Annotated in this window: 16 protein-coding genes and 3 pseudogenes; 10 read left to right on the forward strand and 9 right to left on the reverse strand. The window is 56.3% G+C overall.

The window, feature by feature from the left end; all coding sequences use genetic code 11:
- Positions 1 to 2: 2 nt before the first annotated feature.
- Positions 3 to 1,090 (forward strand): annotated as a pseudogene (locus U1763_RS20550) (IS630 family transposase).
- An 88-nt stretch (positions 1,091 to 1,178) separates the two neighbouring features.
- Here U1763_RS20550 and U1763_RS20555 read toward each other — a convergent pair.
- The gene (locus U1763_RS20555) at positions 1,179 to 1,415 is read right to left on the reverse strand and encodes an MbtH family protein (RefSeq protein ID WP_332756779.1); all 237 of its coding nucleotides are present in this window, start codon (positions 1,413 to 1,415) and stop codon (positions 1,179 to 1,181) included.
- 223 nt (positions 1,416 to 1,638) lie between these two features.
- A complete protein-coding gene (locus U1763_RS20560; RefSeq protein ID WP_332756780.1) occupies positions 1,639 to 2,511 on the reverse strand; it encodes an aminotransferase class IV in 873 nt (290 codons plus the stop codon).
- 827 nt (positions 2,512 to 3,338) lie between these two features.
- On the opposite strand from U1763_RS20560, the gene U1763_RS20565 reads away from it, so the two are divergent.
- Complete coding sequence (locus U1763_RS20565) at positions 3,339 to 4,820, forward strand: ABC transporter ATP-binding protein (protein WP_332756781.1); 1,482 nt, start codon at positions 3,339 to 3,341, stop codon at positions 4,818 to 4,820.
- 95 nt (positions 4,821 to 4,915) lie between these two features.
- Here the strand turns inward: U1763_RS20565 and U1763_RS20570 are convergent, their stop codons facing one another.
- Both U1763_RS20570 and U1763_RS20575 read right to left on the reverse strand, forming a co-directional pair.
- On the reverse strand, positions 4,916 to 6,070 hold the full coding sequence (locus tag U1763_RS20570; RefSeq protein ID WP_332756782.1) for an alpha-hydroxy acid oxidase: 1,155 nt from the start codon (positions 6,068 to 6,070) through the stop codon (positions 4,916 to 4,918).
- A 45-nt stretch (positions 6,071 to 6,115) separates the two neighbouring features.
- Complete coding sequence (locus U1763_RS20575) at positions 6,116 to 6,619, reverse strand: VOC family protein (protein ID WP_332756783.1); 504 nt, start codon at positions 6,617 to 6,619, stop codon at positions 6,116 to 6,118.
- Between the two features lie 238 nt (positions 6,620 to 6,857).
- Here U1763_RS20575 and U1763_RS20580 point away from each other — a divergent pair.
- Positions 6,858 to 7,978: pseudogene (locus U1763_RS20580) on the forward strand (IS3 family transposase).
- Positions 7,979 to 8,278: 300 nt separating this feature from the next.
- Here the strand turns inward: U1763_RS20580 and U1763_RS20585 are convergent.
- From U1763_RS20585 to U1763_RS21180, 4 genes and pseudogenes are all read right to left on the reverse strand, one after another.
- The gene (locus tag U1763_RS20585) at positions 8,279 to 9,280 is read right to left on the reverse strand and encodes a TauD/TfdA family dioxygenase (protein ID WP_332756784.1); all 1,002 of its coding nucleotides are present in this window, start codon (positions 9,278 to 9,280) and stop codon (positions 8,279 to 8,281) included.
- A 486-nt stretch (positions 9,281 to 9,766) separates the two neighbouring features.
- A complete protein-coding gene (locus U1763_RS20595) occupies positions 9,767 to 11,728 on the reverse strand; it encodes an amidase family protein (protein WP_332756785.1) in 1,962 nt (653 codons plus the stop codon).
- A gap of 541 nt (positions 11,729 to 12,269) precedes the next feature.
- Positions 12,270 to 12,932, reverse strand: a pseudogene (locus U1763_RS20605) (transposase); the annotation flags it as partial.
- A gap of 38 nt (positions 12,933 to 12,970) precedes the next feature.
- The gene (locus U1763_RS21180) at positions 12,971 to 13,141 is read right to left on the reverse strand and encodes an integrase core domain-containing protein (protein WP_443026953.1); all 171 of its coding nucleotides are present in this window, start codon (positions 13,139 to 13,141) and stop codon (positions 12,971 to 12,973) included.
- Between the two features lie 63 nt (positions 13,142 to 13,204).
- Between U1763_RS21180 and U1763_RS20615 the strand changes: the two genes are divergently transcribed.
- From U1763_RS20615 to U1763_RS20645, 7 genes are all read left to right on the forward strand, one after another.
- Complete coding sequence (locus U1763_RS20615; RefSeq protein WP_332756786.1) at positions 13,205 to 13,807, forward strand: ParB/RepB/Spo0J family partition protein; 603 nt, start codon at positions 13,205 to 13,207, stop codon at positions 13,805 to 13,807.
- Positions 13,808 to 14,302: 495 nt separating this feature from the next.
- Positions 14,303 to 14,473 carry a hypothetical protein gene (locus U1763_RS20620; protein ID WP_332756787.1) on the forward strand — a complete coding sequence of 57 codons (171 nt, stop codon included), beginning with the start codon at positions 14,303 to 14,305 and terminating at the stop codon, positions 14,471 to 14,473.
- Between the two features lie 252 nt (positions 14,474 to 14,725).
- Positions 14,726 to 15,652, forward strand: coding sequence for a DNA/RNA non-specific endonuclease (locus U1763_RS20625; RefSeq protein WP_332756788.1), 927 nt, complete (start codon positions 14,726 to 14,728; stop codon positions 15,650 to 15,652).
- Between the two features lie 671 nt (positions 15,653 to 16,323).
- Entirely contained in the window at positions 16,324 to 16,944 is a 621-nt protein-coding gene (locus U1763_RS20630; protein WP_332756789.1) for a hypothetical protein, read from the forward strand.
- Between the two features lie 10 nt (positions 16,945 to 16,954).
- On the forward strand, positions 16,955 to 17,716 hold the full coding sequence (locus U1763_RS20635) for a hypothetical protein (protein WP_332756790.1): 762 nt from the start codon (positions 16,955 to 16,957) through the stop codon (positions 17,714 to 17,716).
- Positions 17,717 to 17,741: 25 nt separating this feature from the next.
- On the forward strand, positions 17,742 to 18,815 hold the full coding sequence (locus U1763_RS20640; protein ID WP_332756791.1) for a M4 family metallopeptidase: 1,074 nt from the start codon (positions 17,742 to 17,744) through the stop codon (positions 18,813 to 18,815).
- Positions 18,815 to 19,165, forward strand: a complete 351-nt coding sequence (locus U1763_RS20645) for a protealysin inhibitor emfourin (RefSeq protein ID WP_332756792.1) — start codon at positions 18,815 to 18,817, stop codon at positions 19,163 to 19,165. The genes U1763_RS20640 and U1763_RS20645 overlap by 1 nt, the downstream gene beginning before the upstream one ends.
- 22 nt (positions 19,166 to 19,187) lie before the next feature.
- On the opposite strand, the gene rpsU is transcribed toward U1763_RS20645, so the two are convergent.
- The gene (gene rpsU, locus U1763_RS20650) at positions 19,188 to 19,388 is read right to left on the reverse strand and encodes a 30S ribosomal protein S21 (protein WP_056483632.1); all 201 of its coding nucleotides are present in this window, start codon (positions 19,386 to 19,388) and stop codon (positions 19,188 to 19,190) included.
- Between the last annotated feature and the right edge of the window lie 247 nt (positions 19,389 to 19,635).

The raw sequence follows: 19,635 nt of genomic DNA on the forward strand, positions 1-19,635 counted from the left end.
GGATGACCCAAACTATATGCGTGATCATGAATTCTGAAGAGGTCGCTCGGTTGGAGGCGACCATCGCCGATCGGAGTCGAGCGCTAAGCATGCCCAGCGCGCCAGGGTCGTTTTAGCCTCGTCCCAGAGGTTGACCCTGCAGGAGGTGGCGCGGCGGACCGGTACCAGTCGACCATCAGTCTGGCGCTGCCAGGCCTGCTTTGCCGAACAAGGGGTGGAAGGGTTGCTGCGCGACAAGACACACCCGCCCGGCACAGCTATGGGAGCCAAGGTTTTGGCACTGACCTGTGCTGAGCCGCCAGGGCAGGCCACGCATCGGACCGGACGGGCCATGGCGAAGGTGATGAGCGTGTCCCTGAGCACGATCCAGCGGATTCGGGCTGCTAACCGATTTCAGCCGCACCGCATCCGCACATTCAAGCGCTTGAGGGCCGCGGCTTTCGCCGCCAAGGTGGAAGACCTCGTGGGCCTCTACGTGCACCCGCCGGCCCATGCCCTGATGCTATCGATCGACGAGAAGTTCCAGATCTAGGCCCTCGACTGCACCCAGCCGGACCTGCCGCTCAAGCCCGGCGCATGCAGCACCATAACTCGCGACTACAAGCGACATGGGCCATAACTCTGTTTGCCGCCCTCAATATCCTCGAAGGCGCGGTGATTGGCCGCTGCATGCAGCAGCACCGCCATTAGGACATCGCTCGCTTCCTCAACACCATCGAACGCGAAGTCCCCGCCGGGAAGGATATTCACGCGATTATGCAAGATTACGGCACCCACAAGCAATCTGAGGTCAGAGCCTGACTTGCTCGTCATCCGCGGTGGATCTTCCACTTTACACTGACCTCGCCCTCTTGGCTCAATGCCGTTAAAGGCTTCTTCTCAATCCTCACTCGAGAGCGGCTGCGGCGCGGCGCCTTCGGCGGCATCGTCGACCTTCAGGCTGCCATCAAACGCTACCTCGAGGAACACAAACGCCGACCCTGAATCCTTCGTCTGGACCAAGCCCGCTGCTGAAATCCTCGATAAACTCGCTAGGCGGCCTACACTTTCTGTCTGGCTCGGTGCACCAGTTCAAGAACTGACGCCGTGACGACGCTTTCTGACAAGACCGCAGAGTCCTGCCTCGGCTTCGTAGCGCTTGCTTCAGTTACGCTGATGCTGCCTTTCGTCCACGTCACCTACTCCAACGGTGCTTCACTGGCTGAATCCGCATCCATTTGCCGGATGAGGCTCACTGGCCGCATGTCTTGCCACGAATTGTTCACATAATCGAGGCATTTTGCTTTGTCATCGGGGCCGAAGCGTTTCTCCCAGCCATCAGGGATTTTCGCAAAAGTAGGCCAAAGTGAATGTTGCCCTTCTTCATTGACAAGAACGAAAAATTCGCCATCTTCAGCATCAAACGGGTTAGACATTTATTTACTCCCCTCAATATCATATCGTACCGTAACACTGGCAATTTGTTTCGCAACCGCAATCAGAGAATACAACCTCGATCAATCGAAAATCGGCAGTTCGTCGCTACAATATGCCAGCGACCAACCCACGATACGAGAGTGTCAGAAAGCTTTGATGAAGCAACTTGCAATCAAATAGGTATCTTGCAATCGACAAACCGTTCCGAGATTATAAGACATTTTACTGTGACGTATGTTTGGAAAACGCGCTAATCAGTTCCTGATAGATCTCACTTTGGGAAGTATCAAGCAGCTGGTTTCCGATTCTACTTACTCCGCGCATCTCCATTAGAGTGGAGCACAGAAAGGCGCCTGATACACCCCGGAGATCGTGAGGCGTAATATCGATCTCGACCGCCTCAGTTCCCAATTTACGGCAGAGATTAAGTATAACAATTCTAGTTATTCCAGGGAAAATCTCAGGTGATAACCGCGGAGTGATGATTGAGTTTTTTGATATGAGAAAAATGTTTGCAGCCGATGCCTCAGCAATTAGCCCATTCCGGTCGAGCATTATGCCATCGTCGAACCCCAAAGCCTCAGCAGCACTTCTTGCTAAAAAGCTATTGACATACGAACCGCAAACCTTTGTCTGCGCTGCAGTCGATTTGCTTGAGGTTCGTTCAATGGGCGACAGATGGCATGAGAGCAGGCTCCCGAGCTCGCGGCGTTTGCCGAGCCGAACAGTGAAAATGCTGACATCTGGCGGCTGACTCGTGTTTCCCGTTATCCACAATTCCGGAGCGCCTCTGTAAGCGATTGGCCTAATGTACTGAGTTTCCTTCGGACCACGTTCTAGTAGTTCTTCAATGCCCGCGAGCAATTCCGCTTTTGACCAATGAACCGGCAGACTCATCCGGGCGGCTCCGGCTTTGAAGCGATCGAGATGGGCATCAATCTCGTGGAGATAGTAATGGTCGCCATTCCAGTACGCCATGATGCCATCAAAAACTCCTGTTCCAAGATGGAATGAAATGCTGGCGAGCGACGGCGCGCCTTGCTCCCTCGGCAGCAACGTTCCATTGACCCATGCAAATTCGCTGGCGAGCGTCATTTCCCAGATCTCAGACGTTTGTCGAAAAATATATGAGGGAATCCAATCGCTACGTGTCGACAGCAACTCACAGCATGTAACGGCGATAGCTGATCATGAGTTTTTGACATAGAATATCCGCGCTTCCTCTGGAAAAGCTCGTGAGGCTTGCCCTCTTTGGCTAGTGGATATCAAGGTCGTGAGATGGTATCAAGACGGTTCCGCCTTCACTAGGTTGTAACCTCGCATTTTTCGATATTACGCTTGCCGCTCCGGCGAACTTTGCGTCTATCTATATGCGGCAATCAAGGGAACCGGAATGAACCTCTTGCTTTGCCACCATTCTGATGATTTGTTGAGGGCTAAGCCCGAATCATCTGGAGTGATCTTTTGTCTATGGGTTGCTCGCCCACGCCGATGCCCTGGGATGCGGCTGATAAGCATTTGATGATGCACTTCCGCGAGGTCACTGTGCCGAATCGAATGTTGCGCCGCAGCGACACCGCAGTAGCGTCAGACGCTACACAGGTTCCAAATTTATGAGTTTGGTGCCCCCCCAAGCTAGCGAAACTCACTTAGCGACGATTTCGAGAGTTGCGAAATTTGTTATTTCTCGGGCTCGAGCAGATGCGGCTCCGCTTCTGGTATGCGTGGCGGGCGTAACCTGCTATGTACTGCTGACGGTAACATTTACGGCTCGGATCGGAAAGTTAGTAGCGTCAGCTGCAGTAAGAACTGAATCGACAGAGATATATCTTCAGTTATTATTAATATTCGCTTTAATTGCACTTACTGTGCTGGTCCGTAGAATCGGAGATCGTGCACTTACCAGGCATACGACGCACGCCATGGGGGAAATAGTAAAGATTGGCGTTAAAAAGGTCCAGAATCTTGACTTTGGCTGGCACACTGACAACATGTCAGGCTCTAGCGGGAGAGTCATAACGCGTGCACCGCAGGCATATGCGATCCTTATGGGAAGTCTATTTCTCAACTTGCTTCCGTCTGCCTTGTTAATTATTGTAACATCTGCTGCCGTCGTTGCCCAGTCTGCCCTTGCTGCGGCTTCGTTTATAATAGCCGGATTGGCTTATTACCTAGCCGTCTGGCGATACAACCAGACGCAAGTACTTCCGCACATGTTTGCGGTATTTGCGGAGGACTCACGTGTCTCTGGCGAGCTGATTGACTTACTGGCGAATAGCATGGCAGTCAAATCTTGGGCCGCGGAAGAACGGGAGCGACAGCGTATCGGGAACACCGTTGACGTTTGGTCTAAGAGAATGGCCATCGCATGGAATGTCAGCGTCAACAGCGAGCAACTTCAGCAACTACTTTCCGCCATGATTTTGTTGGTGCCGACCGCGGTCGGCGTCCTTGAGTTCAGGGCGGGGCGTATGGAGCCGTCGATTGTGGCCGTCGTGATCGGGTCGGGATTTGTTCTAAGGGGTTGGCTTAGCGCTGTATCTCGAGGGATGCTAGAGTGCCAAAGAGCGGCCACTGATATGGCCGAATACGTCGCACTCCTTGACCGTGAATGTGAATTGCAGCGAGACCGCGGTAAGTTACCATTTGTCCCTTCCGTAGGTAAGATTGAGTTTAGAAATGTAATATTTGCCTATGAAGGTTCTGGTAGGCTGGTTTTTGATCGACTCTCAGTAACACTTCATGCTGGACAAACTACGGCCATAATAGGCCCATCGGGTTCCGGGAAAACAACGTTCGTTAAGCTTCTACTAGCGCTTTACCGGCCTATAAGCGGCCAAATATTGTTCGATCGACAAGACCTTTCAAAGTGCACCGCCTCTAGTGTACGAGAGTCCATTGCGCTGGTACCGCAAGACCCTGTACTATTTCACCGATCGATTGGTGAGAATATCGCCTTTGGTGTGGATGTGGCAACAGAAAGCGAGATCGTACTGGCTGCGGAGCAATCTCAGCTAAAGAACCTGATTGAAAGCCTCCCGGCAGGATACCAAACCTTTGTTGGTGAACGAGGCGTGAAGCTATCTGGAGGGGAGCGGCAGCGTGTCGTGATTGCAAGGGCACTTATATCCAAGCGATCGATGCTAGTCTTTGACGAAGCAACGTCCAGTCTTGACGGCGAGAGTGAGCGTCTTGTTCACGAGGCTCTCGAGGAGGCTAAGCACAGCCGCACCACAATAATGATCGCGCACCGGCTATCGACTATTAAAAATGCAGATCGTATCTTAGTTTTTGAAGGTGGCTCGATTATCGAGGATGGGAGCCCTGAGGAGTTGCTGGCAATACCCGGCGGATATTATGCGCGCTTGATTGCTGCAGGCCACGAGGCAAATGTACCCCTGTAGTTTTCATCTAGTCTATGGGAACCCTCTTCTGTGTATCGTATTATCTCGCAATCCTGACTTTGGGCGTTGGCTCAGAACATTGATGGAAGTCTAGGCTAGCTGCTAGCAATATCAGCCCCTATTCCGTGAATATCTACTAGAGGTCGCCCGGCTATCGCAAAGGCGCGGACCGTCTCGTCAATTAAATCGGTGAGGACTCGATCAAGCAAGGGCGCTCCGCCGACCGCAATTGCGTACAGAAGTGGCCGGCCGACCATCGTTAGCGCGGCCCCTGCGCTTATTGCCTTCAGTACATCTTCCCCGGATCGCACTCCGGAGTCGAGGAGGAGAGAGGTGCTATCTACCATAGCGTTAGCAACGTCGTGCAGTGCATCAAGGCTCGCGGGAGCAGAGTCGAGTTGCCTTCCACCGTGGTTGGAGATGATCACCCCGTCGATGCCTATACGTTGTGCTCGTATCGCCACCTCGGGGGTCAGGACACCTTTTAGAAGAAGTGTGGCGGGCCAAGCGTCGCGAAATCTCTGGATGGTAGCCCAGTCGAAGTTTCCGCCGGTCTGCATCTCGACGAGCCGCGGCCAATTGCCTACATTAGAACGTAAGTCCGGTTCAATCATATTCGGAAAAGGTGTTAATCGGTTTCGAAGTTGCGCCATCGCCCAGGCCGGCCGCGAAAGCAACATCGGGAGTAATTGTGCTGGGCTGAAATGTGGAGTGAAGCGGTTATTTTTATCTCGAAGCCGTAATCCACTCGTGGCCATGTCGATAGTTAGAATTAGCACCGGGCAGCCGTATGTCCGTGGTAGCGCAGTCAGTTTTGATACGTTCGTGTCATCGCGGGGGGCGTAGAGTTGATACCACGGCGCGCGTCCGGCAGATTCGGCAATTACGGAAATATGGGTGGAGGCAGCGCAACTGAGGACGTATGGAATGTTTTTTCTAGAAGCCGCGGCCGCGAGCACGGCATCCGCTTTGGGGTGCACAAGCCCGGCTATGCCAAAAGGCGAAATGCCTATTGGAGCGGCGTACGTGGTTCCAAACAGTTTCGACCGCAGATCGACAGCTGTGATTGGCAGTGACAAACTAGGTTTAATGACTGCGTTGTCAAATACGGCCCTGTTTCGAGCCAAAGTAAGCTCGCGCCCGGCTCCTCCTTCGATAAAATCGAAAATTGCTTTCGGGAGGCTTTTGCTCGCTCGCCGCGCGAGCGAGTCGCTTGCATGGTCAGCTTCAAAAAAAATATCTTTAATCAATGTCCGGGCTCCTGAAGCTAAGCGATAAAGAAGCCTGATATTTGTTTAATAGACATCCTGCTCCTCAAGTACATTGAAAAGCTTTTGTACGCTAGCGTCAGAAAATCTGCCGCCGCGAAGTTCAATCAGCTCTATACGTGTTCCAGTATTAGCTTCACGCTTAAGAAAAGTCTGCCTTATTCCGCTCTCTGCCAGCACGCCGGTCTCGGTCGCCAAACCGCTTCTATCTGCATTAGCTATAGCGCGATCAATATCCTCGACCCTGAAAGCAATGTGCTGAACTCCCTCACCATATTGCGAGACAAAGCGACTGACCTGCGACTCAGGCTGCAGCCCTTGGACGAGGACAACGGTAGCTTCGCCTGACCGAAGTACAGCGGAAACCATTCCAGTGAACTTTCCATTTGTCGTCCGCCGCTCGACCTCAACGAAGCCCAATGCATTGGTATAAGTACGTACGGACGCTTCAAGATCGTTCACTGCGATAGCGACGTGATCAAGCGCGACAATGCCGGCATGCACGTCGAGCTTATTGGTGGTCTGGTCCATTCTTTTTCCTTTTGCTGGCAGCGATATAATCAATGTTATGTGGGAGACGTATGTCGGTCAAGGTTCCATCAGGCTGATTTGCATGCGGGGTAAATTGGGAGGGAAGGGGCGATTGCGTCGGCTCCGCGGTATATTTAAAGCGGAGGTTCAAGCTTCCGCAGACAAACCATTGTTCATTCTGACGTGCTCCCCAGAAATCATGCCACTGGTAAGTTAGCTCGTCAGATGGAGAAGAGTGATGCGTCGAGGCCGATTTACCGAGGATCAGATCATTGGCGTGCTGTGCGAGCATGAGGCCGGCGTGAAGACCGCCGAGTTGTGCCGGAAGCACGGGATCAGTGACGCGACGTTCTACAACTGGAAGGCGAAGTACGGCGGGATGACCGTATCGGAGGCGGCGCGGTTGCGGGCGCTCGAGGACGAGAACCGCCGGCTGAAGAAACTGCTGGCGGAGTCGATGCTTGACGTGTCGGCGCTGAAGGATCTGCTCGGAAAAACTCGACCCGGTCTGCAGAGCGCTACGCTGCGGTGGAGAAGCTGATGGCCGATCACGGCTTCTCCGAGCGTCGTGCCTGCAGGCTGATCGGGGTCAATCGGTCGGCATGCCAATATGAGCCGCTTTGCGGGCAGGACGATGCTGTCCGCATACGGATGCGCGAGATCGCAAAGTAGCGTCGTCGGTTCGGCTACCGGCGGTTGGCGATCCTGCTCAGACGCGAGGGGAAAGACATGAACTTGAAGAAGGTGTATCGGCTGTATCGCGAGGAGCGGCTGACGGTGCGCAAGCGTGGGGGCCGCAAGCGCACGCTTGGGACGCGAGCGCCTATGGCGATCCCGCAGGAGCCGAACCAGCGCTGGTCGCTCGACGTCGTATCGGATGCACTGGCCTGCGGCCGGCGGTTCCGTATGCTGAACGTCATCGACGATTACAGCAGGGAGTGCTTGGTGTGCATCGTCGATACCTCTCTGTCAGGTCGGCGCGTTATCCGCGAGCTGAGCGCCATCGCCGAACGTCGCGGGCTGTCGTGCATGGTGGTCAGTGACAATGGCACCGAGTTCACCAGTCACGCCGTCCTCGCCTGGTGCCAGGACACCGGGGTCGAGTGGCATTACATCGCGCCGGGCAAGCCGCAGCAGAACGGCTTTGTCGAAAGCTTTAATGGTCGCTTGCGCGACCAGTGCCTGAACGAGCACCTGTTCCCATCGCTGGCTGCGGCTAGACGGATCATCGAGGCATGGCGGACGGACTACAACACCGTGCGTCCGCATAGCAGTCTTGACGGGTTGGCACCCGCCGAGTTTACGGACCGCCCCCGCCAAGGGCATATGAACACCGAAGCTAAGTTATCAGCGGCCTGAAAATTGGGAGCAGGTCACGGTCCGCCCTCATCCTCGATTCGCTTCAGACGCCCCAACTCGCCAACCTCTAGAACGCCGTACGCCCCTTCACAGCGGTCAAGCTTGCTCCAATATCACCAATCGCCAGATGACTTCGGCCACTGCCGTACCGGCTTCCGCCCGCTTCAACACGAAGGCAGGGGGACGTCAAACGATTGAATTTTCTTACTGTACGCGTCCGTAACGACGCGGTGTTCGCCGGCATATGCAAACTGGCGTTAAGTCTGATCGCGGAAGATGTGGACGGCACCCCAAGGCATCCTAGGAAGTGCCTTGCATCTCCCCCGAAGCCATGTGGACCGGCCCCGACCGGCCCGGCTCTAACAAAGACGCCAGCACAACCCGATCTCCTTGGTAAGCACGACGGCCGTGCGCAACCTGGACGTTATCGAGAAGCGCGATATCGCCTTTTTGCCATTCAAGATCAACAGCGGAGTTCTCGTAAGCGGATCGGATTGCCTTAAGAGTAGCCGCCCGTAGCGGACTACCATCGCCGAATCTTGCGTTGCGCGGCAAAAGGTCAGATCCAAATACCTCCTCCATGGTAGCCCATACATCTTCTCCCAAAGATGACGGATGAAAGAGGTGGGCCTGATTAAAAAGAAATTCCTCTCCAGTCTCGTTATGAATTACTATACCAGGACATAGCTGTGACGTTTTCAGTACACCGTTATCATGCCAAGAGTAAGAGATACCGTTTTCGCGGCAGTATCTCTCCACCTCTGCCTTATCATTTGTCTGAAATACCTCCTCCCAAGGCAGGTCAACTGAGTTATGGAAAGCTCGGTCATAGCGCACGCCTAGCGTTTTGAACTTCCCAAATATATCAGACCCGAGACGTTTCTGTACCTCAAGAATGTCTGCCATTGACGTAGCGCCTCCGGCCTCCGCCGGCTTGAGGCAGCAGAACGCTAGCTTACGAGGCCATACGCGCTGATATGAATTCTCATTGTGCAATGGGATCTCTCGTTCCGGCGGATATTCCGTGGCTGTGTATATGGCGCCTTGGCGTTGGCGACGGGGAGTTGAGCGGTATTTGTACTCGAGGCCCTCCAAGCCCAAGCCCCCTATGAAATCAGCGAAATCCGTTTCATGAACGACATCAAAATTCCGAAATACGAGCGCCCCATGCCTAATCAGCTGATCCATCAACTTAGGACGGTAACGATCCAAAAGCTCGCCAATAGGAAACTTTCTGACGGCGGTGATAACGAGGGGCATACGACGAGCCGGATCAAGCAGCTTGGCGATCACTTGAGACATTGTCTTCCTTCCTTCAGCCGATCTGCGCAACAATCGCATTCAGTGTGCCTGGATTCGGCCGGACTCTCAAAAAATGCAATCTGATTATGTGGAATGGCATCTGAGCACATACAGACCGGTGTTGGTGGAAGCCGCGATGGGGTTGGCGAACGAGAGGCTGTTATATGCCTGCGCCGAAAGTGGTGGCCGCCGTTGCTTACTTAAGTGTTCGCGGGCCGAGTGACCGCGTTCCGCTGGGCAGTCGCGCCGCCGCGAGCCAACTTTGAGCACGTCGATAATGCCCGAAATTGCTCGCCGGTCATCAACCCGCGGGGTGCTAGGCTGGTTCTTCGGCACATGCGGCTCGATCGCCGCCTACACTGCGCCCGACAACCCGCAGGACGCCATCAACCGCTTCCACGCCAGGTCGCTTACGAATCACGAAGCTCTGCCTGGTAAATAGGCTGATCGAGTTTACACTATAAACGGTATTACCATGTAGCCGCATCACCGGGGAAATATCTGCTTTACGATATTAGTGAAGTAATTTAATTGAGTATCATTGTCTTGTTCATCGATGCTAGAACATATGCTAAAAAATATCTCGGCAGCCTCCAGCTTCAGTGCATTAAAACCAGGTATGTTTACGCTACCATTGTGCGTGGAGGTGGTAAAACTATATCGTGGGGGCTTTCGGTGATTTGTTCCCTGTTCAAATGCGTAAGCGATGCGAATGAGGGTCGCCTCATCATATTTGCGCGCCATAAATTCGATTCCGAACGGACGCGGGGTTTCTTGAGGCGTTGCAAATGGCTCGGCCACTGATCCCCATCCGCCGGGGACAACAATTGCCGGCATCTCGGTAACGGTCGATAATCTAGCATTCTGTGCAGCGACTGTCTCATTTTTCGCCTCTGACCAGGCATAGGCGGGGCCAAAGGGAGATTCTGGATAAGCAATCGCGTTAAGTCGATTGGATGTCATGATCTGCTCCAAGGCAGACCGCATTTTTTCTTTGTGCTTGGTCGCAATCTCAGATCCTATATGTATGGAGTTTAGGTAGGGATCTTTGGCTACTATCTGCCAAATCCTTTCTTCGTCAGATGGGGATATGTTAAAAACTGATAATACAAATGACTTTGTTGCTATATCGATAGCCAACCGCTTATCATTAACAGATAGCGAAGAACTTTGATGAATCCAGGATATAAAATGCATTAGACGTGAGTTTTCGTTCATCTCATTCTGCGGCAAAACTCGGCCTGATGATATAACATCAAAATAAGACTTATATGGTGCGGAGAAAGAGCTAAGATAGTTGTCTACTGCTTGGTTTGACGCGTCCTGCGCTCTTAGAAACTCGAAGTCTGGAAAGCTGATTTGATCTACAATTTCCCCACCCAGCTTTGCAATATCTTCAAGTATTGCTCCCTGCGCTGTACGCGTCAGGTCGGTGATCAAAGCACTTTTTGGATCGCCCCATGCGTGGATCGTGCCGAAATGGCGCAAGATCCCAATTCGCATCCCTTTCAAGCCGTTACTGTCGAGAAAGCTTGTGTAACTGGTTGGTCGTCGGAGTAGCGGTTCCAGCGTCAACGGATCGGCAGGGTCGGGTACAGCAATAACATCGAGCAGACGAGCCAAGTCGGTGACTGTTCGTGCCATTGGCCCATAAACATTTTCAATTTGATAGCCATCACTTGTTCCATCGCGGCTGACGAGCCCGGGAGTAGGTCGCAGCCCGACAATTCCGTTGTACGAAGCTGGTGAACGTATCGAGCATTGAGAGTCGGCCCCGATGGCCAAGACACTAAAGTTCGCGGAAACCCCTACGGCAGAGCCTGCGCTTGAACCTCCGGAATTCTTAGTTGAGTCGTAGCTGTTCCGGGTGAACCCGCTTCGCGACGATTTACCCGAGGAGCCCCTGCTTAGTTCGTCCATCGTTGCCTTGCCAATGATGACGGCGCCGGCATCGCGTAACCGCGCAATTATGAACGCGTCATCTGGCGGATAGGAATCTTTTAAAGCTAACGTGCCCATGGCAGTAGGAAGCTTAAATACATCGATAGTATCTTTGACTAGAACAGGAATGCCGTGCAGCGGTCGCAGGTTTCCGGTTCGTTCAAATTCCTCATCCAGAGCATCAGCTTGCTGACAAGCGTCCTCGGCAATCATAACAACAGCGTTAAGAGCAGGTCCACGCTCCACGTTCATGTCGTGACTGACTATCCGATCTAGGTATCGTTCGATAATATTGCGGCAGGTTGATGTACGACTAATTAGTAGGGCGTGAAGGTTATCTATAGTGTAATCTTCATATTCAAAAGATCGTTGGCCTTGGGCTAACGCGCCTACATCTGTAGTTAAGGGAAATGACAAACTACTCGCGTCAACATCCGGAAATCTCTGTCGGGGTGCTTCATATGACAGGTCGTTGCAAGTATCCTTAGTCAATCTGCTTCTCCACAACCATCGTTCTTGCTTATGGCTTATATTTAATTTGGTGTAAGATAAAGCTAATCAGAGTTAGAATTGTAGAAACCGAGGTTAGCTGCTGGCGTTCCTGCAGACACCGCGATAATGTGGTTTGTGATGTGCTACCCCTTTTCGGGCCGCTAATAACTTAGCTTCGGTGTCCACACGCCCTTGGCGGGGGCGGTTCGTAAACTCGGCGGGTGCCAACCCGCCGAGGCTTTGCGGATGCACGGTGTTGTAGTCCGTCCGCCGTGCCTCGATGATCCGTCTCGCCGCAGTCAGGGTTGGGAAAAGGTGTTCGTCGTCTATCGGCGTTGGTTGCAAGAAGTTTCTGAGATGCCGTTGTTAGGAGCATGGTCGTCTTCGCGGTCGACATAAGCCGCCGCAGGATGGGGCTTCGGGGGCGACCCTTCCAAGGTTGAGGACTCACTTCAATGCCATGAAGGCATAAGGTGCAACGAACGTCGCGAAATGAACGGCCTACGTTGCGGCAGGACGTCTCGTGGCGCCTTGCGACGCGGACGAGCTCGGAAACTCAAGCTGCGGCAGATTTCTCTCTGAACGGTTCACCGGTGATCAGCATGCTGTGCGTGCTGACGGCGAGCTTGCGGGCGACTGCGACCATGGCGCGTTTGAAGCCGAGCCTTTCTCGCAGATGCAGCCCCCATTTGTGTAGATCGCATTCGGATCGGCTGCGCGTGAGCAGGACTGTTGCGGCCTCGTAAAGCAGCCCGCGCAGGTGGCTGTTGCCGCGCCTGAAAATATGCCCGTCATAGTCGATCTTGCCAGACTGATAGCGCCGCGTCGTCAGCCCGACGACCCCTCCCACCGACCTCGAATGTTTGAGGTTGGCAGGCACCTCGATTGCGCTAACGAACGACGTGTCCGTGAGAAGCTTGCGTCCGAGTTCTGCGGCGCGGAGGCGAACTGTGTGCGGGACCTCAAGCAGCGGACGGATGATCTGGCCCCAATTTCTATTGTTGGCGAGCAGCGCATGAACATGATGTTAGAACTTGCTACCCATCGCAGCGGGAACGACGAGACCAAACGTCTTCATCAGGCCCCGGATCTGGTTCGAAATCTTCGTGCCAATCCGCACGAGGCGAGTCCGTGCAGCTACCAGCGTGCGCGTCAGTATGCTGTCGAAGCTCTTGACCCGATCTTCCTTGTAGAACCTGAACTTAGCCAGATGCGCCACCGGCTTCCATCATGAACGTTAAAGCTTCGCTCCCGCGATTACCTCATGTTCAGGCACTTGTCGCGAAAGCGACCAATAAATAATTCCACAGAGGCGCTCTGCTGGGGCTTGCCGGGCGCGATGTAATGCCATTCGACCCCAGTGTCGTGGCACCGAGCCAAATGGCATGTCCCATCAACTCGATGCCATTGCCGCTGACCACAATGCACGGCAGCCCGCGCTGTTCGATAATGGGGGCTAGCTCTCCGCCCGCAACGTTCGCACCGCTCCTGATGAAACGCTGCAGATCGAGCCGTTCGTCGCCGATCTCGAAGCCCGGTGTCCTGCAGAACCTGCTCGTTACGGCTGTCTCGCGGCCATGGGGCATGTTTGAGGTGTTCGATGGCAGCCGGCGCTGGCGGGCACTCAATCTCCTCGTTGAGCGCGGCGTGATTGATCCCGACAAGTACGAAGTGCCGGTCCGGATCATGAAGGGCGACGATGCCGAACTGACCGAAACCTCGCTCGCGGTCAGCTTCCAGCACATGAAGCTCAGTCCCGCCGAGGAATGCCGCGCCTTCCAGCATTTTCTCAACGGCAGCACCGACAGTGACGGTGTCGCCAAGCGGTTCGGCGTGACACGCCGCTTCATCGAAGGCGGTCTCCGCCTAGCTGACCTGTCCGAGCTAATCTTCGCCAAGCTGGCGAGCGGCGACCTCACCCTCGACATGGCCAAAGCCTACGCGTCGACCAGCAGCCATGAAGCACAGCTTCCCGTCTGGACGACCTACGGCTCGATTACCCACTACAACGCCGACGCCATTCGACGTGTGATCGCGAACGATATGATGCGCGCTAACGATCCGGTTGCGCTGCTGGTCGAGGTCGATCGATGACCCGCTTTATGCCTGCGAGTACCCCTTGCGTGAATGGGGATGGGACTGGGCCGACTGCACCGCTCGGATCGTAGCCGAAGGCCTGCCGGTGCCGCCCAAGTTTGCGTGTTTGGTCTGCATCGCGAACCAGCCTCAGGAGATCCGCGACCTTCCGCGGTGGTGTTTGTACGGATCATACCTAACCGAGATCGCTTTGTTCTTTCAGAATATGAGGGAGATGAAATGCGGATTTTGACATCGATAACAGCGGCAGCTCGGATTATTCCGGGTGTAGCGACGGGGCAGACGAGGGGCACCACCACCGGTGGCACGACAAGCGGCGGTAGGAGCGGATCAACGACTAATACCATGTGCGGGGAAGCGTCGACCGGTTCTATGGATCAGACTAATCCGACGCCGAGTACATCAGGATCGACCGCAACGACACGCACACAGCATGGCACGAAGGCCCGTGGCAAGACGTGCAGCACGACATCAGGCACGACGGGTGGCACGATGTCCGGTACGACCGGGAGCACGTCTGGTGCGAACACGATGGGCGGTACGACCGACGGCACCGCTGGTTCAATGAGTGGCACGAACCCTGGCGGCACGATGGGCGGCACGACCGGTGGTACGATGGGCTCCACGACAGGAGGAACGCCCGGCACCACTCCGCCGCGCTGATCTTACCCATTTGCTTGAATGAAAGGCCGGGCGAGCGATCGCCCGGCCTTTTCGTATTCGTTCGAGAAGAAATCACGGGAAGGGTCGTAACCGACAGCTTCGGCTGCCCTGGATTGTACAGTGTCAGGTAGCGGCGCATCAATGCAACGAGATTGCCACCTTGCGTCCCTATGCGTTTGTCCGCGACGCGGATGTCATCATAACACGACGTATCGAGCGCACCTGCCGTGAAACTCTGAGGAGCTGATCATCATGATCGACCTGTCATATAGACCCCGGTTGGCCGACCTTCGGACGCTCTCACCTGAAAGTCTCGGCTTACTGCCCTTCGAACGCGAAGGAGTAAGGACGTCTGACGCTGGCGCGTTCCAGGGGCGGGCAGGTTACGACGCAGATTTTCTCCCCGGCTTTGCCGTGCCGCTCCCCGATACCGGGGCCATTGCCGGGGATGTGCTGCCGGTTACGGGCAGCGAGGGTGACCGCCTCGACTACGAGCATTTCTCGATTCACATGTCGAAAAGTCGGCGTCTTGCCCTCTTCACCGCCGTCAATATCGATGGAAGCGCCAGCGTATCAGTACCGCGCGGCGGTGATCCGTGGGCGTTCGACGGCCGCATTCCCGAAGAGGCCCAGGCGGGGGATGAGCTATATGCCGATAACGACTTCGATCGCGGCCATCTTGTGCGGCGCGAAGATCCGAACTGGGGCCAGACCGCCAGCGTAGCCAACCGCGATACCTTCCATTTCACCAACTGTGCGCCACAGCTCTCGGTTTTCAATCAGCGATCCTGGCTGAGCCTCGAGGACTATATCCTCGGCAACACGCGCCGGGTCGGCGAACGTGCAACCGTTTTTACGGGGCCAGTCTTCCGGGGCAGTGATCCGGTTTACCGCGGCGTCGCTATCCCGCTGGCTTATTGGAAGGTCGTGGCCTTTATCCATGACGACGGTCGTCCATCGGCATCCGCGTATCTGATCGATCATGATGTCGACCTGGACGCGCAGTCGCTCCTGTTCGGAGCGTTCAGGACCTATCAGCGATCAGTCCTGACGATAGAAGGCCTGACGAACCTCGACTTTGGCTCGTTGCGGGAATTTGACGGATTCTCGAACGAGGAGAAGGCAACCGGCGACGTTGTCCGGGTGCTGATTACCGAGGCCGAAGATATTAGGCTGTAACGGCCGCAAATAGCGCTGTCCTACAAAGAACATATATGGAACATCGGCGGTCGGATCAACAAGGAGAGTCGGACAATGACCGACATGATTGACGGCCCCATGCTCGTAGGTATCGCAGCGCTCATTACCAGCGTCGTCAACATCATTACGGCTGTTCGCACGCGTGATCGGCCAGCGGACCGTTCGCGTGTGCGGACGATCCCGCGGCGTAGAAAGAGAAGAGAGAATCGCAGTTTAGGCGCATGATGCCCGAAAGCCCGAAGGAGACCGTTATGCGCTGCTGCGTCATTTCCCTTCTGCCCCTACTGACGGGCCTGCCTCTTCTGGCGGGATGTGCGACAAACGCAATCCAGCTCGAAACCGCCGGGACCGTTCAGGCCCGAGGCCGAGAGGCAGTCGTAGCCACGACGGCCTATTTCGACGCGATAGAGCTGCGCCGTCGGGAGGCTGCTGCAGCGTTGGTTGCGAGCGATCCAAGCTGCCTGCCGGCGACCCCGCTCCGTATCCAGGTGCCTACGGCACCAAGCGTCCCGCCCGCACCTCTATGCCTTGCGAACGAGGCACCCGCCCCCGGCTATACGGCGTTCGAAATCGACATCGGGAGCAGTCCACGCGCAATACTGGAGCCGCGTGTTGCCCTGCTCGCCGCAATTGGCGGATACGCTGATGCTTTGGCGGCCATTCTCGACGCCCCCAAGACCGACGTATCGGCCGAGATCACTGCGTTTGCCGATGAAGCCGACCGGCTGGCCCGGTTCACGAACTTTGTCGCAGGCACTGACCTGCCAAACGTCAACGCGGCTGTCGCCAGCGGACAAGGGCAGAGCGTCGTCGCACTGATCGCGTTTGCGAACGACCTCGCGCGCGAAGCGCGGCAAACCGGCGATGTACGTGCATTGGTTGTCGAACGCGGCGCCGTCGTCGATCGCGCACTGGCATCGCTCTCCGTACAGGTCACGACCTGGGGCAGGGGGGCGGCGCGCAACGCCGACGATCTCTACGGCAACGCGCTGTTCCGAACCTACCTTCGCAATCGCACCAGTCTGACGGCCGAACAGCGAGAGCAGCTTGCCGCCCGTGTTTTCGCCGCCCGCGAGGCCGCAAAGCAGGGACCCGTACGAGCGGCTGAAGTCGCAGACGCCATTGATCTCGCCGCGAAAGCCCAGGCCGGGCTGAGGGATGCCTTGGCAGGTCGCTTATCGCCGCAGCAGCGCCGCGCTGCGGCCCGGTTGAACATCGATCGCATCACCCGCGCGCTCGGACTGATCGCGTCGATTGCCACCCCCGTCTGAGGAGGATCCGATGACCACCTTTACCGAGGCCGTGGAGGCTGCAGACGCGCTCATCGATCAGCTTCAGGCATTGACCGAGAACCCCCGCTACCTCCCGCGCTTCTTCGATACGATATTCGGCTTACGCACGGCGCTCGGTAACGAACGGGATCGGTTCGCTTCGATGCAAAGCTCCGAGGCCGTGGACCGACCGGCATTCGCCACGATCCTGGATCGCTCCGAACAGGCGACGATGATCGGCGCCGCGCTTACTCCCGGCGATGCCGAGGTGTCGCGGTACGCGGCAGCCGTACAGCGCGCGATCGCGGCATTTGCCAATGATGCGGTGTCGTCCTCGCGGTCAGCACTGCGCGGCACGCTGCGGCTTCGACGTGCATCAACGTCGTTGGTAAGACCCGGGCAACGGCCCGGTCCAACCCCCGAGCCATATTACACCAGTCTTGTGAAGCTATTCCCGGTTGAAGCGGTAACGCTTTACCCGCTCGCCATAGGCATTGCTGGCACCGACATCGTCATACGCTTGATCCTGATCGCCACCATCACACTGTTCGTCATCGCGCTGCGCTGGTTCGGAACACAGGAGGAGAGTGGGGGAGATGCCGATGTGCTGGCGATCGGCGTGTCGGTCATTTCGTTCGAGCTCTACGCCGCCTCGCTAGGCGGGTTTGGCTACCTCCCGGGCGGCCCGGCGCAGACCAGCCAGTTTCTCGCGTTCATCACCATCATGTGGGTCGCGCTCGTACCCTTCGCGCTTCGCCACTCCCGCCGCTAATCGATAAGGAGACACGATCATGTGCATGTCCACGCATCGGCATTCGCTTCACTGCATCCTGCCGCCCTACATCCTCTCCAAGATCGCCGAGAACGGCTCACCTGCGCTGCGGGCCATGGCAATGCACAGCCTGATGATCGACCCGACCATCCGGATCGTCCGGGCCAGCACGGCGGGGCCCGTCACCGGAGATCTCGCCCGACGGCGGTCGGCTGCGGGCAACCTCCTTGTGCCCAGTCCACTTCGAACTATCCGTGACGCTGGCGGCGAACCTGAAGCGCCTGGTTCTGTGGTCGTGCGGCGTGAAGGGGAGGGACCGACCGGCGATATCGCGGTCGACGAGGCGTATGAGGGCTTGGGTGCAACGTTTGCGCTGTTCTGGGAAGCCTATCAGCGCAACTCGATTGACGATGCCGGGCTGCCGCTCGACGCCACGGTCCATTACGATCAGGCCTACGACAACGCCTTCTGGGACGGCACGCAGATGGTGTTCGGCGATGGCGACGGCGAGCTGTTCAACCGCTTCACGATCGCGCTCGATGTCATTGGTCACGAGCTCATGCACGGCGTCACCGAGAGGGAAGCTGGGCTCGCCTACTTCAGTCAGTCGGGCGCGCTTAACGAGAGCATCTCCGACGTGTTCGGCAGCCTGGTGAAGCAGAAGCTTCTTGGCCAGACGGCCGACCAGGCGGACTGGCTCATTGGTGCCGGACTGCTGACCTCTGCGGTCAAAGGCGTCGCGCTGCGGTCGATGAAGGAACCCGGCACGGCCTATGACGATCCTGTCCTCGGCAAGGACCCCCAGCCCGGTCACATGGACGATTTCGTCCGCACCAATCAGGACAATGGCGGGGTTCATATCAACTCCGGTATCCCCAACCGGGCCTTCTATTTGGCCGCGACGACGATCGGTGGAAACGCATGGGACCGCGCCGGGCGGATATGGTACAATGCGCTGCTGGACCCCAATACGCGGGCCAACACGGACTTTGCCGGCTTTGCCCGCGTCACGATAGACGTCGCGGGGCGTTTGCACGGTACGGACAGTGCCGAGACGACAGCCGTCGCCGAAGCATGGACAACGGTTGGAGTGATCTGATGCAGATGGGCAAGGCTTGCGACGAGACCGTGACGGGCGAAGCCCGGGTACGGATCGAGGGAGGCCTTGCCCATTTTCCGGGGCTTGCGAAGGAACAGGCCATTTCGTTCGGCGACCTCGCAACGCCCGAGCGTCAGGAACTCACCAGCCTTGCCGATCAGGCTGACTTCTTCGGTTGCGAACCTTCCACCGATATCGCGAAGCCGGATGCGCGCACGTATACGGTTGGCCTGACGATCGATGGACGAAGCCGGGAGATGCGGCTCGCCGAGCCGATCCGCGATCCCGCGATGGCGAAGCTCGTCTCTGTTGTCCGCCGCCTGAGCAAGCAGCACGCACCCACACGGTGACGGTCTAACCAAACCCTGAGGCTTACTGATCCTTTTCGGCGCGTTTGCGATCGGCCTTGCGCGCCCGGCTAACGGCCGCTGCGTGTTCGCGAGCGCGCTTCTCCGACGGTTTCTCGAAATGGCGGCGCAGCTTCATCTCGCGGTAGACGCCTTCGCGCTGCAGCTTCTTTTTCAGAACGCGAAGAGCCTGGTCGACGTTGTTGTCGCGGACGATGACCTGCATGAAACCTGACTTTCGAGATTGCGTCGATGATTAACGCGCCCATGCCTATAAGCCCGGCGGTCATGTGCCAAGTCCATGATCAACTTTCCGGCTGTGATCGCAGTTTTCTAAGGCGACTGTGTTTACTCCTGTGTGAACCGCACCGGGTTTGTCGGAGGCTCCAACTCCTGAGAAGGTGGAGCCTGTATGAGCAAGACAACGAACAAGTTTGCGCCGGAAGTTCGCGAACGCGCGGTACGTATGGTTT

This window comes from Sphingomonas sorbitolis (assembly GCF_036663875.1).
Classification (GTDB): domain Bacteria; phylum Pseudomonadota; class Alphaproteobacteria; order Sphingomonadales; family Sphingomonadaceae; genus Sphingomonas.